Consider the following 14,871-nt stretch of genomic DNA (forward strand, 5'->3'; position numbering starts at 1 on the left):
CCGCTACGAGAAACGCGCCTACATCTACCTCGGCACCGTCACCCTCGCAACCCTCGTCATCTGGCTCCGAACATGATCCGCGAAACAGTGCCTAGTACTGGATTCCTCTTTCTCTGGGTATATGTCCTGGTGGCGGGGTGATTTGGTGCTCGGGGGCGGGGGCTGGGCGATGGTGTTACGGGCACGGCTGAGCCGTGACGAGAATTAGGAACGGGTCGTGCGTCGACTGTCGCGAGCGCGCAAAGCGCCGCGTGATCTGGTGTTGCGGGCACGGATGGTCGACTTGAGCTGGTCCGGACAGCGTGTCCCGGCCATCGCGAATGAGTTGAGGTGCAGCGCCAAGACGGTCCGCCGCTGGTTGCACCGCTTCAACCGTGTGGGCCTGGACGGGCTGGAGGACCTGGGCGGACAGGGCCGCAAGCGGTGGATCACCGAGGCGGAACGCTCCAGAGTCATCGGCCTGGTCAAACAGTCGCCGCCTGGTCGGCTGACTGTGCAGGCCGACGGAGAGCTGGCCGCGACGGATGAGTCCGGGCCGCCGGAGTGGACCCTCGACGCACTGGCCGCCGAAGGCAGGCGGCTGGGTATCGAGATCGGTCGCAGCCAGGTCCGCCGGATCCTGCTGGCCGAGGGAGTGCGCTGGCGCCGCACCCGGTCCTGGACCCGCCCGATGGCGCGACGGTGGTCTGCGCCGACGAGCTCGGACCGGTGATCCCGCGCACGTTCCCGCCGGCGCCGGGCTGGTCGCCGGACGGTCACCGCATCAAGTCCGAGGTCGACTACGGTCGCGGACCGGAGAAGACCTGGGTCTACGGCGCCTTACGCGTGCGGGACGGACAGCAGGTCACCATGACCGCATCCTCCCGCAACAGTGTCTTCTACCAGCAATTTCTTCAGAAGATCGAGGCGGCCAATCCCACCGGGGACATCTACGTCGTCACCGACAACCTGTCCTCGCACAACAGCCTGTCCACCCGCACCTGGCTGGAGGATCACCCAAGGATCCGGCACGTCTTCATCCCCGTCGGCGCCTGCTGGCTCAACCTCCAGGAAGGCTGGTGGCACATCTTCCGCAAGGCCGCCCTCGCAGGACAGTCATTCGCCGGGCCACCCGAGATCGAACAAGCCACCCGCCTGGCAACATCCCAGCTCAATGCCCGGGCCCGGCCCTGGATATGGGGCAGACCTGCACCACCCACCAGGCGCTTACGCCGCCGGTATCTGTACGTCCTTTGAGGAATCCAGCACTAGCCGCTGCAAGCCCAGCTCTTCCCGCAGTGAGCCGAAGCTGAGCGGATCGGGTAAGGCGTCGTGGAGGCGGACTCGGGTGACATCGAGTGGCGGGAAAAGCGGAGGAAAAATCTCTGCACGCGGCAACCATTCACGGGTCGGTGGCCACTGACAGGGCGTAACCCCGTTCCTCCCCTGTAAGGAAGCCCCGTGGCTGCTCGCTCCCACCGCCGGTCCCTCCGCTCCCGTCGTGCCACCGTCATCTGCGCGGCCGTCGTGGCCGCAGGCGTCGGCGCCGGTGTTGTCGTGATGAACGCCAACGCCGGGACCGTCGATCTGTACCACCAGACGCTCACCGCGGAGGACGGCTGGGCGTCCTCCGGTACGGGGACCACCGGTGGCACGAAGGCCGACGCCGCCCACACCTTCACCGTCTCCACCCGTGCGCAGTTCGTGAAGGCGCTGGGCTCGGTCTCCGACACCACGCCCCGCATCATCAAGGTCAACGGCATGATCGACGCCAACACCGATGACAGCGGAAAGAAGCTGACCTGCGCCGACTACGCCATCGGTACCGGCTACTCGCTGTCGGCCTACCTCAAGGCCTACGACCCGGCCACCTACGGCCGCTCCAAGCTGCCCTCCGGCTCCCAGGAGACGGCACGCGCCGCCGCCCAGGCCAAACAGGGCAAGAACATTGTCTTCAAGGTCCCCGCCAACACGACAATTGTGGGCGTCCCTGGCACGAACGCGGGCCTCACCGGGGCCATGCTCCAGATTCAGAACGTGGACAACGTCATCGTCCGCAACCTGGCCTTCGCCGCCACTGAGGACTGCTTCCCGCAGTGGGACCCGACCGACGGTGACGACGGCAACTGGAACTCCAACTACGACTCGGTGTCCCTGCGCGGCGCGACCCACGTGTGGGCGGACCACAACACGTTCACCGACGCGCCGCACTTCGACAGCGCCAACCCGAAGTACTTCGGCCGCGAGTACCAGATCCACGACGGCGCCCTCGACATCACCAAGGGATCCGACCTGGTGACCGTTTCGCGCAATCAGTTCACCAATCACGACAAGACGATGCTGATCGGCAGCAGCGACACCGACAGTGTCGGCAGGCTGCGCGTCTCCATCCACCACAACGTGTGGAAGGGCATCATGCAGCGCGCCCCGCTGGCCCGCATCGGCCAGATCCACATCTACAACAATTACTACGACGTCACGCCCCTCAACGGGTACACGCCGCAGTACAGCATCAACTCCCGTGCCAAGGCTCAGGTCGTCGCGGAGAACAACTACTGGAAGCTGCCCTCCGGCGCGAAGGCCGCCAAGCTCCTCAGCGGTGACGGCACCGGATCGGTCAAGGGCTCCGGCAACCTCGTCAACGGCACGATGACCGACCTCGTCGCCGCCTACAACGCCGCCTCGTCCAAGGACCTGAAGACCACGGTCAACTGGACCCCGACCCTCACGACGGGCCTGGAGGCCTCGGCGAGCAACCTGCCGACGTCGCTGGCGACGACGACGGGGGCGGGCGTGCTCAAGTAGCACCCGAGACACGCGAGGGCCGGGAGACCACGAGCCCCCTGCCCTCGCGTACCCATGCCGCGCGGTCCGCCGCGCCACGGACTGTGAGGGGCCCGGGATGCGTTCCCGGGCCCCTCACGGTGTCTGCCGGGCAACAGCCCACAGGACGGTTCACGCAGGCCGCATGACCTTGTTCTCGGTGGCCAGAAGCCGGCGGAAATGGTCCACGAGCGGCGCCGGCCGCTACCTGGGGTGCCTCGACGGCTTCGGCCGGGATGACCTCCTTGCGGGTGTTGCACCCGTCGGTCGCGTTGAGCTCCTTGTTCCAGTGCTTGTAGAGGGTCCGGCTGTAGCCCTGGCGATGCTCGGCGACGACGAGGATCCGGTCGAACCGGGCGGCATCTCCTGGGCGAGCTGGACCAGCCGGGCCACGAGCTGGCGGCCGTCGGCGTCGTGGCCGTGGTGTACATGATGCGCGGCAGCTTCAAGCGCCATCACCTGCTCGCCGAAGCCCGTCGCTACCTCTCTTACGTTCCGCGCGGTCGCCCCCACGAGCCGGGCCCGGCCGCCGACGGTCGTCACCAGCCGGGTGCAGCACCACGCGCTGCCCGGCCGTACCGCCTCCATGGCGGCCTGCTGGGTCATCCTCGCGGGCGGGAGAGGGATCTCGACCGAGGCCGGGGAGGGCATGGCCCCGATGGTAGCCGTGGTGCCGCTTTCATCAGCTGAATGTCGCCCGGGCGGGGGGCCGCGTGACGTCGCCGTGACGGCCGGGTGCGAGCCCCGCCCGTTACAGTCACGCGGCAGGGGGGCCGGAGCCACTGTCATTGGCTCCGGCCCGGGCCCCTCCACGTGCTCCCCAGACAGTGCAATGACAGCAGACGATTCGTTCGGCCGGCTCGATGACGGCGATAGAAGCTTACGGTTACCGTCACGCACGCTGCCTGGGACGCAAAGTGCAGCTTGGAGGAGCAGACGTTCAGACGCTCGTCCAGGCGTCGGAGAAGGCTGCCCGTCCAGCGGCATCGTCCGACCTGTGGTCTGCGTGCAGGACGTGCCAGGCGGTGAGCTCGAGGTCTCGGAGCCACAGTTCTCCGATGACCTGTGTTTTGAGGTCGGGAAAATGGTCGGACTCGGCGAGGGCTTGACCGATCACTTCCCCGGCCGCGACGCGCTGGGGCGGGGTCATCTCATCCACGGCCGAGAGGATCTGTCGGGCCAGGGGAGTTCCTTCTCCTGCCAGGGAACGCAGCACCAGGGTCTTGAGGTTGACGGGTAGCAGGTACGCGGTGCCCGAAGACCTCCACAGGTCCGACCAGAAGCGCTCTCCTGCCTTGGTGGGGGCAGGCAGCGCGGCCAGCAACCCGAGAAGATGGCCGGTGGCCGCATAGCCATCGGAGTGGGCAGCTGCGACGACTGCGATGCCGGCGAGGCGCTCCACATCGAGATGGCCGGCTTCGAGATGCGAAGCCAGGCCCAGCTGGTGTTCCAGCTGGTGTGCGAGGGGGGCGGATACGTGGGGGCGGACCTCAGGAAGCATCGGCGATCCTTGCGCGTAGGCGAGCGGAGATGCCCGTTCGGGAGCCCTGATCGTTCCCATGACCAGCCGATCTACTCGGCTTCGGCAGGCCCAATTGGCGGTAGCGTCACCGGGTCCGGTGCTCATATGATGGCGAATCAGCCCAAGCCCGGCGATGTTGGTGTGGGGGGTCGGGACCGATCTCCGATCATGTTGTCCTGGTGAGTCTCCTAGCATGACCGCATGGTTGCCAGTGATGCCCAGGGGTCCCAGGGAGGACGGGAAGCTGTGTCCCGCCACGCCGCTGAAGTCGGATGTAATCACGTCGCCTCAGCGCGTGGAGAACACCGTGAAGACGGCCTGTCCTGCGGATCACAGAGTGGCGATGCAGGGGAGAAGGCTCACTCGGTTGCCGCCCTGGTGGAGCGGGCGGCCGACCTGGCCGAACCGATCAAGCCGAGGTTGCGTGGCTGGTTCCACGCCGGAATGGTCCCCGCCGCACTGATCGCAGGCATCGTGCTCATCTGCCTGGCCCGCACCCCGCAGGTGGCCTTGGCCTGCGCCGTGTACTCGGTCACCGCCTGGCTGCTGTTCGTCACGAGCGCCATCTACCACCGCGGCACCTGGGGGCCGCTCGGCGAGGCTCTTCTGCGACGCCTCGATCATGCCAACATCTTCCTGATCATCGCCGGCACCTGCACCCCCCTGGCCGTGCTTCTCCTCCCGCCGGATCAGCGGTCCCTGCTGCTGTGGATCGTGTGGGCGGGCGCGTTGGCCGGCATCGTGTTCCGGGTCCTGTGGGTCGGAGCTCCGCGCTGGCTGTACACCCCGTGCTATCTGGCCCTGGGTTGGGCACCGGTGTACTACCTGCCCGACTTCCTGCACACCGGCGGAGCTGCCGTACTCGTCCTGATCGTGGCCGGTGGTCTCCTCTACAGCGCGGGCGCGATCGTCTACGCTCTCCAGCGCCCTGACCCCTCGCCCCGCTGGTTCGGCTTCCACGAGGTGTTCCACGCCCTGACCGTGGCAGCCTCCACCGCGCACTACATCGCCATCTCGCTGGCCGCGTACTGATCGCGACAGCGCTCCTGCGCGCGCCGCTCGTCACACACGTAGCCGTTGCGCCAATTCGCGACGGGTCGGGCGACCGCCGAGGCATCGCACCACGCACGGAAGCCGTCCTCCCTCCGCCTGCAAGTTGGCTGCTCTCCGGGGTGTGACGTCCCGTAGGCAGGTAAGGAGGGAGGAGCGGGAGGAAGACGAGACAGCAGTCTCCAGCAGACTTGTGACAGAGGGAGCCCCATGTTCGAGGCGGAAGACCTAAGGAGTGGCGCGGCCACAATGTGATCGATCACCAACGGCACAAGATCGGCCTCCTGGAGGCGGTCTACGTTGACACGGCCACAGACCAGCCCGCGTTCGCGACGGTCACGGTCGGCCTGCCGACCCGCCACCGGCTGGTGTTCGTCCCCCTGAACGGCGCGACGGTAGGTCCCGATCATCTGAAGGTCGCCTACGGCAAGAAGCAGGTCAGGGAAGCGCCCTCGATCGGCACGGACGGCGAACTGCTCGCCGAGGACGAGGAGACGGTCTTCGCGCACTACGAACTCGCCTACCGAACGGGTCGGGCGGCGAACGTCGCCTCGCCCGCCGCTGATGCCCCACCAACTTCCCCCACCATGAGGTGGCACGGATGGCTCTCTTCCTCCTGCTGGTCATTGTGGCCATCGTGCCCGGCGTCATCGGATTGGTGGCGAAGGGCCTGTTCTCCCTGCTGGTCATCGGTGTGGTGGTTCTGGTCGCCGACTTTGTCCTCCTCGGCTTGCGCCTGGGCCGCCGCCGCAGGCGCCTGCCCCGGTGACGCGGTCACCCGGGGCAAAGCACCCCGCTTGCCCGCCCAAGCGCCGCTGAAGCGGGCTACCGGAGTGGTCCTCGAGTCATTGCCCGGAGGTGGTCCGCCCCGTCTGCGACGGGGCGGAGGCGTCGGCGAGGTCGGCTCCGGTGTCGGCGTCCCGTCGGGAGTGGCCGGTGCCGTGCCAGTCCAGGCACATGACGGTCGCGTCGTCCTGCAGATGGCCGTCGTTGGCGTCGATGATCGCTGCGATGAGGGTACGGGCGGCCTCGCGAGGATGCAGCGCTCGGGTGCGCACGATGAGGTCGGACAGATCGAGGCTGTTGGCGTTGCGCTCCAGCATGCCGTCGGTCAGCATCACCAGCCGGTCGCCCGGCCTCAGGTCCAGTGACTGGACCCGGTAGGTGTGAGGGGTGTGGAAGCCGAACGGCATGTCGACCTTCGGAGTGATCTCCCGCACCTGTCCGTTCCGCATCCGCAGTGGCCAGGGGTGCCCGGCGTTGATGAACTCGGTCCTGCCGTCGATCAGGCTGATGCGCAGGAGCTGGCCGGTGACGTAGCCGTGGCGGCCGTGCTCGCGCATGGCCTGGTCGGCCTGGCGGGCCTGTTCGGCAAGGTCGGCACCGGCCCGCCGTGCCCGGCGCAGGGCGCTCACCAGGAGGGTGGCCAGCAAGGCGGCGTCGACGTCGTGCCCCATGGCATCGGTGACGGAGAGCTGGACCGTGTCCCGGTCGATGACGTAGTCGAAGGTGTCACCCCCGACGTGGTCGGCCGGTTCCAGCGCCCCGGCCACCGCGAACTGGGCGGCCTCGCACGCCAGCGACGCCGGGAGCAACCGGTGCTGGATCTCCGCGGCCAGGCTCAGCGGGTTGGTCCGGCGGCCCCACTGGTACACATCGGTGAAGGACCGGTTCGCGATGACGATGTACGCCAGGGCGTGCGCGGTCTCGCCGATCTCCCGCATCGCCTCCGCGTCCGGCTCTGCCGGCAGGAACAGTTCCAGGACCCCGATGGCGTCCCCGCGGTTGGTCACCGGCGCGACGATCCGCACCAGCGCGCCCTTGCCCTTTACCTCCACGCCCGGCCGTTGGGTGCGGATCACGTCGTCGTACAGAGTGCCCCGCAGCCTGATGCGCCGGGCGGGTTCATCGGTGTCGACGCTGCCCGCCGCCCCCATCCGCACGACCGAACCACCGGTGAAGTCGGTGATGAGGAACGATACCGACGCGGCCCCGAGCTGCTCCTTGAGCATGCGCGCGACAACATCGAGCGACTCCACGGGCGCCGCGGTCTCAGCCGCCGCCAGCGTCCCCGCCAAGGTCATCGGCCTGCTCTGGTCACCCTCGTTCTCGGGAATACGACCGGTGGGCCCGCCGTCCCCGTCAGGACCGCATACGGTCACGGTGACTCCTCGCTGCTCGCTGGTGTTCAGGGCCCCGGCCCGGGGTACGCAAGGGGCCGAGCCCGGTGCCGGGCAGACGTCATTGCACCACAGAGCCCCTGAACGGATGCGCCTGTCGGTTAACCGCCCATCAAACGGCCCGGCTCATGCCGAGCGCTTGTTGCATCAGTACAACACCGGCATCACTTCCCGCACCGCCGACATGACGGCCGGGTCGACCACCCGGCAGGTCACCTTCAAGAACACCTGGAGCTGGAACGACTGCTGGACCGTCGCCGTCCCGGTCCCTCTGGACAAGGGGGCGAACACCGTGTCGCTCACGAACGCGGGCGCCCGGGCGCTCGACATCGACTCGATCCCCCTGGCGCCGGTGCGAGCTTGCTGACGCCTGCCGACGCCTCCGGCTGCCCGTGGCTGGGGCACAGGCAGCCCCGTGGGCGTCTTCCTGCGAAAAGCGGCCAAGGGCACGCCGGGGAACAATGGGAAGGGTGGGAAGCCGGCAGGGCTGTGCGCGCGGCCCTGGAAGAGATGCCGATACGCACGGGCCGTATCCGGCCTGACCGCACCCTGGGGGTGATCGGCGAGTGAGCGGAAGTGAGCAGAGCGCCCCGGGGACCGAGCAGCCGGAGCACACCGCCGTGCTCGTGGTCGATCCCGGCGGGATGATCCGGGGAGGCGCCGCCAACGCCGTGGCGTTGATCGGGGTTCCTGTCAGGGGGGCTACGGGCGCGAGCGTCCCGGACCTCTTCGCCGAGCCGGGGGTCTGGCACGACCTGCGCGGGCGCACGCCCGAACCATCCTTCACCTCCGCGCGGGCCACGCTTCGGCGCGGCAGACCTGAAGACCGTGGTTGATGAGGCTCTTCCACTCTGATAGGCGGTGGTAACGGGTGGATCGTCACCAGCCGAACTCTCGTCAGGTCACGGCTCCTGGTCCAGCTGTGCGGAGTCTGGCAGCGGCTTCAGCGGGTGTGTCGTAGTAGCCGGGTCGAGCCAGGAGGACCGAGCTGAAGTAGTAGCCCTGTTCTTCGCCGGGTTCGTCATCCGCTTCGAAGGGGCGCCAGAAGCTGAGAAGAAGGTCTGGTGCGATGAAGGAGGCCGGGTCGTCCTCGGCCTCGGTGATCGTGGCGAGCCCTCGCAGCAGTGTTGCCGCAGCTGCCCGTTCTCGGTCCTGAGCCGTTTGATCTCTTGTCAGGGGAGAAGCAGGTCGGTGTGCCCGCTGGCGGTGGAGACTCGCCTTCCGCTCTGCTGGTCCTGGTGGCCCACCGTTCCAGGTCGCTCACCGGCTTTTGCAGCAGCGTGCGCCGACGAGACTGCGCGGTCGCGCGGCTCTCCAGGTGCATCGCCTTCGCCAGGTCGGCGTGCGAGACGTCCTGGGCAGCAGGCTGGCGCAGGGAAGCGTCCCGTACGGCAGCCAGCCGCTCCAGCAGGCCGGTGGTGCCGTCAATGGCCGCCACGCACTCGGCGGCGCTCGCGCGGCCCCTGCGCTGCAGCGCCAGGCCGTGCAACACGGTGGCGAGCAGCGCGGTCCAGCCGCTCGCCGTCGCTGCCGAGCGCGGCGACGTCCTCGGCGGCAAGCGGGACCACGAGCTGCTCCTGGTGGTCGTCGGGGTGCGCGGAGCCGGTGCTCACCGCGGTCTCCTTCCTCGGGTGAATCGGTCAGCGGTCGACGACGGTCCAGCCCTGGCCGGGCCTGTTGCGGAGGAAGCATCCCCAGGGGATGCAGCGGCCCGCCACAATGTCAAGCGAGCCAGCCCTGCGTGGTCGTGATGCGATTCCCGTTGAAATGCTGTCAGTGCGCCACTTCAGATCATGGTGAGCTGTTCGTGCTCGGGCAGGTCGAGGTGGAGGATCCGGCCCTGAGGCAGGACGGCGGCGAGTTCGCGCGCCTCGTGGGCGCTGCGGACCAAGACCAGCTCCTCCGCGAGTGTGGGGCAGGCGGCGACCAGGCCGGGGCAAGGCCGCACGGTCCCGTACAGTGTCCGCCGCTTGTCGGCCACGCGAACCGGAACACCGCGGGCGTACTGCGGCCACATCACCGGCTTCTCCGGGACCTCCCCCCGCAGACTCGACTCGCGCCAGGCGTACTCGGCGACGACGGCGAACAGCTCGGTCTGCTGCGGCGGCAGCCGGCCCCACCACACCCGCGCCACCTCCAGCGACTGACGCTCCCTCTCTTCCCGCTCGGCCTGCTCGCGGGCCACACGCGCCTCGCGCTCCACCCTCTCCTGCTCCCGGCGAGCATCCTCCTCCGCCCACCGGCGCCGTGCCTCCCCCGGGCGCAGACGCGCTTCTTCTTGCTGCAGTCGTCGACGCTCAGCCTCCTCGGCCTTCCGCGCCCGCTCCTCCAACTCCTGGCGGCGCCGCTTTGCGGCCTCCTCCTGCTCCTTCTGCCGAGCCTCCCGCTCCACCCGCGCGGCATCCTGCCGCTGCCGCATCACCTCGTGCTTGCCCTATTCAGCGATCGACTTCCGCGACGTCCACCACCGATCCCGGCGGAACCGCCGCTGCTCACCGTCGACCATCCGGTACACCCGCCGGTACCGGGGCAGCACCTCGGCGGGAACGAGCTGCTCCTCCAGCGCCCACCGCCGCCTCCACAGAAGTTGTGCCAGAGCTTGAGAACGGGCAGCAGGTGTCCACTACTTCGGGAGGTGTCGGCGCAGAGCGCTGTTCGATTCCCGGTCCAGCCGGTTGGTTGCAGACGGGCTGCTCGATTCCACCGTTGTCACCGGACGTGGGCCAGCAGGGTGCGCAGGATGGCCTCGGCGTGTGTCCAGAGCAAGGATCCCGCGGCGGCGGGGAGCAGGTGTCGGGTCGCCGTCGGGATCATCCGGGTGAGCGATTCACCTAGATCCGGGGAGTGGACCGGGCTGGTGTCCTGCTGTCCGTACCAGAGGTCGACCGGGACGGCGATGTTGGTGGGGTCGAACGGCCAGCGGCCCATCGCCAGGACGGTGTCGCGGGCGTAGCCCGCTGGGCCCTGGCTGAAGGCCTCGTCCATCGCGCGCCGGAAGGCGTGCTGGAAGACCGGGTCGGTGTAGACCGCACGATCTGCCTCGGAGCTCGTCGTGATGATCAGATCCCACAGTGTGGTGGCGCTGCCGAAGCCGGCGAAGGAGGCCTCAGCGGCGCCGGGGTCGGCCGCGACGGCGTCCACCATGTCCCTCACCTGCGGGTTCAGCGAGTGAGCGAAGCGAGGATGGGCGAGTTCGTCGCTACCGGACACCACGGCCACCGCGTTCACCAGGCCGTCTGCCGCCAGGGCGAGGGCGAACGGTGCCCCCTGCGAGAACCCCACTGCCGACGGCGTGCGCAGGTCCCGCTCCTGGATGAGGTGCCGGATGTCGATGGCCCAGTTGGTCAGGGTCCGGCCGGGGGCCGGGTCGGAGGCTCCGAGGCCGGGCCGGTCCACGCTGACGAGCCGGACACCTGCTGCGTCGATGACGCCGCCGCCGAAAGCGAGCCGCCTGCTGGTGGCCGCCCCCGGGCACAGCAGCACCGGGGTGCCATCGGCCGGTCCCCATTCCGCCCAGCCCAGGAGCCGACCATCCGGCAACTGGATCTGTCCGAGCCGCGCTGGTTCCCACACGCCGTAGTCCATGATCCGCATTGTCCCGTGCCCGCCTCTTCCCGGTTGCCGTCACCCAGCGGCCGCGGCAGCGAAGGAGAGAACAGCGCTCGGCACTGCGGAACCCATGCTGTTCGAATCGACGGCCACGCTTCAGTGCCTCCCGAAGTAGTGAGTCCTTCTCGCATGATGCTCCGTCACTGCATCACGAAAATCTTGGCAGACCCTCTCCATGACGCCGCCGCACGCGAAGACCTGGTCCCAGCGCGGCCGGACCCCGGTAGTACGGGTGCGGCGCCGATCCCGCAGACGGATTTCCATCGCGGCGCTGACCTGCTGCAAACCCGGCCACCGGTCGAGGCTGATCTACCGGCCGCCCAGGGACAACGACCGCCGCGACGGTCGCAAGAGTTTTTCCTGGCGCGACTACCGGGACCTGCTGAGCGCCGCACACCAGCAGCTCGGCGGCCCCATCGTGCTCGTCTGGGCCAACCTCAACGCCCACAAGGTCGCCGGGCTACGGGAGTTCGCCGCCTCCCGGGACTGGCTGACCACCTACTACCTGCCGCCCTACGCACCCGACATCAAGCCCGCCGAAGGAATCTGGTCACTCCTGCGGCGCAGCTGGCTCTCCAACGTCGCCTTCAGCACCCCCGAACACCTCGCCCGGACCGTCCGGCGCGGCCTGCGGCACACCCAGTACCGCAGTCACCTCATAAACGGCTGCCTCGCCGAGACCGGCCTGACCCTCAGACCCGCCTGAACAACCCAGCGACACACGAGTTCAACCTCAGTAACCCTTCTGTTGGGAGTTCTTCACCACCATGGGGGGAAGTTTTTCGGTACCCGAGTCGTCTACGGACCGTGTCACCGGGGGACGGCCTATCTGCGTCCACTCGGCAAACCACCAGACGCCAGTGACCACAGCTCCCCACACCAGCCCGCTGAGTGGAGCCGTCCGCCATGACGCGCCCTCGCCCCAATGCTCGACGCCTGTCAACACCACCCAGCTGATCACAAGTACAACAGCCGTACGAACACGTCGATGCCTGAACATGTCACTTGCCTACCCCCTACGCGTGCGCTAAACGGAAGCCGCGCTCGGTCGGTTCAGAAATAGGGGGCGGTTACCTGCCTTGCTGCATACAAGTGCCAATACCGGTCAGGCGAGTGGAGGAGCATCCAGCTACGCGAATGGAGGCACGACGATGGACTGGCGTTACAAAGCCGCTTGTCGGCGGGAAGACCCGGACCTGTTCTTCCCCATCGGCACTGGGGGCCCGGCCTTGCTTCAGATTGAGGAGGCGAAGGCAGTATGCCGCCGTTGCCCGGTTCTGGACGACTGCCTGAAATGGGCCCTTGACGGAGGTCTGGACATGGGCGTGTGCGGCGGTCTGACGGAAGATGAGCGGCGTGCTGTCAAGCGACGGACGACCAGGGCGGCTCGAGCCCGGATGGAAGGCTGATCTCGCCGGCGTTCCGTATTGCTGGAGGCATCCCTGCCCCCTGATCGTGCTCAGCCCAGCGGGCGCAGCATCGCCGGCCGCTGTGGTGCAGTCCGACCCAAGCCCCGTCGACGCTCGGACGGGTGCGTTCATGCGGGAGTTCCGCCACCCCCCTCTCTCTGGCCAGTTGCCGGTGAAGGAGGACGTGCGGGCGGAGCAGCGGGCGGCCACGCGGCAGGCGCTGGGCACCCATGGAGGAAAGCGTAGGCGTTCTCCGTCGCCCTGGAGTGGGACGACTGCTGGCTGCGGCCCTCAAGCTGCTGACCGGTTCGATCCGAGACGCTCCCGACTCCTGGAGCCTTCACATACGAACGCTTCACCGGTGCGCTCTGACGCCACTGAAGTTTGAGAAAGCGGCGGCTGGCTTGCCGAGCTCCGCTTCCGCTTCCGCGTCGATCACCTTCTCGACCACATCGACGCGAACAGCGGCATCACAGCCGCCGGCCTTGGCACCCTCGACCCGACCGCCCTCCCTCCGGCTATGCCCTTCAGGTCACGTTGGGCCGCTGGATGCGCTCGTCTGCTCGAGGCGCCTGGCCCGAGGTCCCGAGCATGCAGTCTTGCTGCGCATCACTACGGCCAGGATGTAGCGACCGCAGATCCGATATCCGTGTCTTATGGGCGCAACGCCGCCGCCTCCGAGTGCACAGTTTTCATTCACGGCGCGGGCACGGGGGGCGGCCGGGCGTACCTTCACTGCCACCTTATGGGTTTGTGCCGGGTGGGTTCAGGCGTCCGGGGCTTACGCCCCGAGTCGCCCTCTCCGGGCAGTCGGCCCTCGTGGAGCGTCTTCAGCAGGTATTGCGGCTTCATGTTGTCGGCGGCGGTGCGGTCGAGGTGTGAGGCGTTCGTTTCACCGTGAATCAGCGGAACGCGGATCGGGAGGTCCGACGGTTTGATCGGCCTGCTGCGCGTAGGGGCTCGTGACGAGCCGGTGGGGCGCTGAGTCATGTGAACGGTGGCACGGCGGATCTGTGGATGAGGTTCGGGGCGCCAGCTTGTCGTCGACGCGTGAGGGGCGTCTGGCGCAGCGCGTCCGCTGTAGCGGTGAAGGGCTACGTGGGAGCGGAGATGGTCCGATGACCGGCAAACTGGCTGGATTGGGGAGAGTTGTCCGGTCAATTAAAGGTTTTTCCTTTTTGAGTCCGATGGTGGGAGAAATCTATTCTTGAATTGAGGGGGGTGGAATGAGGAAACGTTTGGCGAGCTTGGCGGTGGTGGCCGGTGCGATGGTGGCGACAACGCTCGGTACCTCCGTTGAGGCGCAGGCGCAGGTCCTGTGTCCCAGCAATTCCATCTGCCTGTGGACGGGCCAGTACCACACAGGCATCCGTTACGTGTGGACGGGTGGTTACCGGGACCTGCCCAGCAACTTCACGGACCACGCGGGTTCCTTTGGGCCACTGGCAAGAGATCTGTCGTCCGGTGAGCAGGGGTGACTATGCAGATTTTTACCTGAGGGGGTTCGGCGGAAAGATGGACGCAGTGGGTGACAACTGCTGACGCGGCCTGACCTCGTGCGAGTGCCAGAGAGTGAGACTGTCCAGAGGAGGGTCACAGGTCAGCGCGTTTCGGTGGGGGTACGGATGTCCCGGCAGACCGTGCACAAAATCCGCACTGGAGGAAAGGCCGACCGCTTCGAACCGTAGAAGTAGGCGCGTCCGGGACTGCTGACACCAGCCCCGGACACCACCCCAGCATCAGCGACCCGACGTCCCGCAAGCTCCATGCGGGGCGCCGCTCGTCGAGGTCCGGAGACGAACTGGCCACTGGCTGGTCATCGCCCCGCACTTCCGTCGTTCTGTATCGACCAATGGTGTGGCCAGGGCCTGTCACCACGTTATGGCTGACATGATGAGCCGGTTGTCTGGGCAGGGCACCGAGGGTGGTTCCATACGGGATGCCCCCTCAAGGTGTCCTGCGGATGAGGAGTGACAGGTGCCGGTGGAGCGGCTGGTGATTACGCCGGCGGTGGTGGAGCGGGACGCGGTGCTGGCGTTGGCCGGTGAGCTGGACCTGGGGGGCGAAGCGGTGCTGGCCCGGGCGGTCAGCGAGATACTTGACGCCGGTTACCGCCGGGTGGTGCTGGACTGCGCGGACGTCTCGTTCTGCGATTCACGCGGTTTCAACGCGCTGCTCGCGGCTCGTCAGGCCGTTCATGGCGCCGGCGCGGTTCTGGCCCTGGCCGCGGTCCCGGAGCGCCTTCAGCACCTGCTGACGCTGGTGGGGGCAGAGGAGATCTTCACCATCGCCTCCACCG

Annotated in this window: 13 protein-coding genes and 2 pseudogenes; 10 read left to right on the plus strand and 5 right to left on the minus strand. The window is 67.8% G+C overall.

The genetic code is table 11. The features are described 5' to 3' along the window. Positions 1–259 precede the first annotated feature (259 nt). The 3 genes from ACWD0Y_RS33250 (at position 260) to ACWD0Y_RS33260 (ending at position 2,784) form a co-directional block, all read left to right on the plus strand. Positions 260–712 carry a helix-turn-helix domain-containing protein gene (locus ACWD0Y_RS33250; RefSeq protein ID WP_450264011.1) on the plus strand — a complete coding sequence of 151 codons (453 nt, stop codon included), beginning with the start codon at positions 260–262 and terminating at the stop codon, positions 710–712. Beyond that, the gene (locus ACWD0Y_RS33255; RefSeq protein WP_450263999.1) at positions 709–1,236 is read left to right on the plus strand and encodes a transposase; all 528 of its coding nucleotides are present in this window, start codon (positions 709–711) and stop codon (positions 1,234–1,236) included. The genes ACWD0Y_RS33250 and ACWD0Y_RS33255 overlap by 4 nt, the downstream gene beginning before the upstream one ends. Positions 1,237–1,440: 204 nt before the next feature. Continuing rightward, complete coding sequence (locus ACWD0Y_RS33260) at positions 1,441–2,784, plus strand: pectate lyase family protein (RefSeq protein WP_450264000.1); 1,344 nt, start codon at positions 1,441–1,443, stop codon at positions 2,782–2,784. A 958-nt stretch (positions 2,785–3,742) separates the two neighbouring features. Here the strand turns inward: ACWD0Y_RS33260 and ACWD0Y_RS33265 are convergent. Then, complete coding sequence (locus ACWD0Y_RS33265) at positions 3,743–4,303, minus strand: hypothetical protein (protein ID WP_450264001.1); 561 nt, start codon at positions 4,301–4,303, stop codon at positions 3,743–3,745. A 399-nt stretch (positions 4,304–4,702) separates the two neighbouring features. Here ACWD0Y_RS33265 and trhA point away from each other — a divergent pair, with 399 nt between their 5' ends. From trhA to ACWD0Y_RS33280, 3 genes and pseudogenes are all read left to right on the plus strand, one after another. Beyond that, positions 4,703–5,356, plus strand: coding sequence for a PAQR family membrane homeostasis protein TrhA (trhA, locus tag ACWD0Y_RS33270; protein ID WP_450264002.1), 654 nt, complete (start codon positions 4,703–4,705; stop codon positions 5,354–5,356). A gap of 228 nt (positions 5,357–5,584) precedes the next feature. Then, positions 5,585–5,939, plus strand: a pseudogene (locus ACWD0Y_RS33275) (PRC-barrel domain-containing protein). 36 nt (positions 5,940–5,975) lie between these two features. Further along, entirely contained in the window at positions 5,976–6,143 is a 168-nt protein-coding gene (locus ACWD0Y_RS33280) for a hypothetical protein (protein ID WP_450264003.1), read from the plus strand. Positions 6,144–6,219: 76 nt separating this feature from the next. On the opposite strand, the gene ACWD0Y_RS33285 is transcribed toward ACWD0Y_RS33280, so the two are convergent. Continuing rightward, positions 6,220–7,458, minus strand: a complete 1,239-nt coding sequence (locus tag ACWD0Y_RS33285; protein WP_450264004.1) for a PP2C family protein-serine/threonine phosphatase — start codon at positions 7,456–7,458, stop codon at positions 6,220–6,222. 235 nt (positions 7,459–7,693) lie between these two features. Here ACWD0Y_RS33285 and ACWD0Y_RS33290 point away from each other — a divergent pair, with 235 nt between their 5' ends. Then, positions 7,694–7,921: a hypothetical protein gene (locus tag ACWD0Y_RS33290; RefSeq protein ID WP_450264005.1), complete on the plus strand. Its 228-nt coding sequence runs from the start codon at positions 7,694–7,696 to the stop codon at positions 7,919–7,921. Between the two features lie 1,057 nt (positions 7,922–8,978). Here ACWD0Y_RS33290 and ACWD0Y_RS33295 read toward each other — a convergent pair. From ACWD0Y_RS33295 to ACWD0Y_RS33305, 3 genes are all read right to left on the minus strand, one after another. Beyond that, a complete protein-coding gene (locus ACWD0Y_RS33295; protein WP_450264006.1) occupies positions 8,979–9,167 on the minus strand; it encodes a hypothetical protein in 189 nt (62 codons plus the stop codon). A 173-nt stretch (positions 9,168–9,340) separates the two neighbouring features. Further along, positions 9,341–9,973 carry a hypothetical protein gene (locus tag ACWD0Y_RS33300; protein ID WP_450264007.1) on the minus strand — a complete coding sequence of 211 codons (633 nt, stop codon included), beginning with the start codon at positions 9,971–9,973 and terminating at the stop codon, positions 9,341–9,343. A gap of 290 nt (positions 9,974–10,263) precedes the next feature. Next, positions 10,264–11,139 (minus strand): alpha/beta fold hydrolase, encoded by an 876-nt coding sequence (locus ACWD0Y_RS33305; protein WP_450264008.1) that lies wholly within the window; start codon positions 11,137–11,139, stop codon positions 10,264–10,266. A 196-nt stretch (positions 11,140–11,335) separates the two neighbouring features. On the opposite strand from ACWD0Y_RS33305, the pseudogene ACWD0Y_RS33310 reads away from it, so the two are divergent. From ACWD0Y_RS33310 to ACWD0Y_RS33320, 3 genes and pseudogenes are all read left to right on the plus strand, one after another. Beyond that, a pseudogene (locus ACWD0Y_RS33310) lies at positions 11,336–11,869 on the plus strand (transposase); the annotation flags it as partial. Between the two features lie 445 nt (positions 11,870–12,314). Then, the gene (locus ACWD0Y_RS33315; RefSeq protein ID WP_450264009.1) at positions 12,315–12,572 is read left to right on the plus strand and encodes a WhiB family transcriptional regulator; all 258 of its coding nucleotides are present in this window, start codon (positions 12,315–12,317) and stop codon (positions 12,570–12,572) included. 1,977 nt (positions 12,573–14,549) lie between these two features. Then, the coding region (locus tag ACWD0Y_RS33320; protein WP_450264010.1) for an STAS domain-containing protein at positions 14,550–14,871 on the plus strand (322 nt) is incomplete at its 3' end.

It is taken from the genome of Streptomyces altiplanensis, assembly GCF_053591575.1.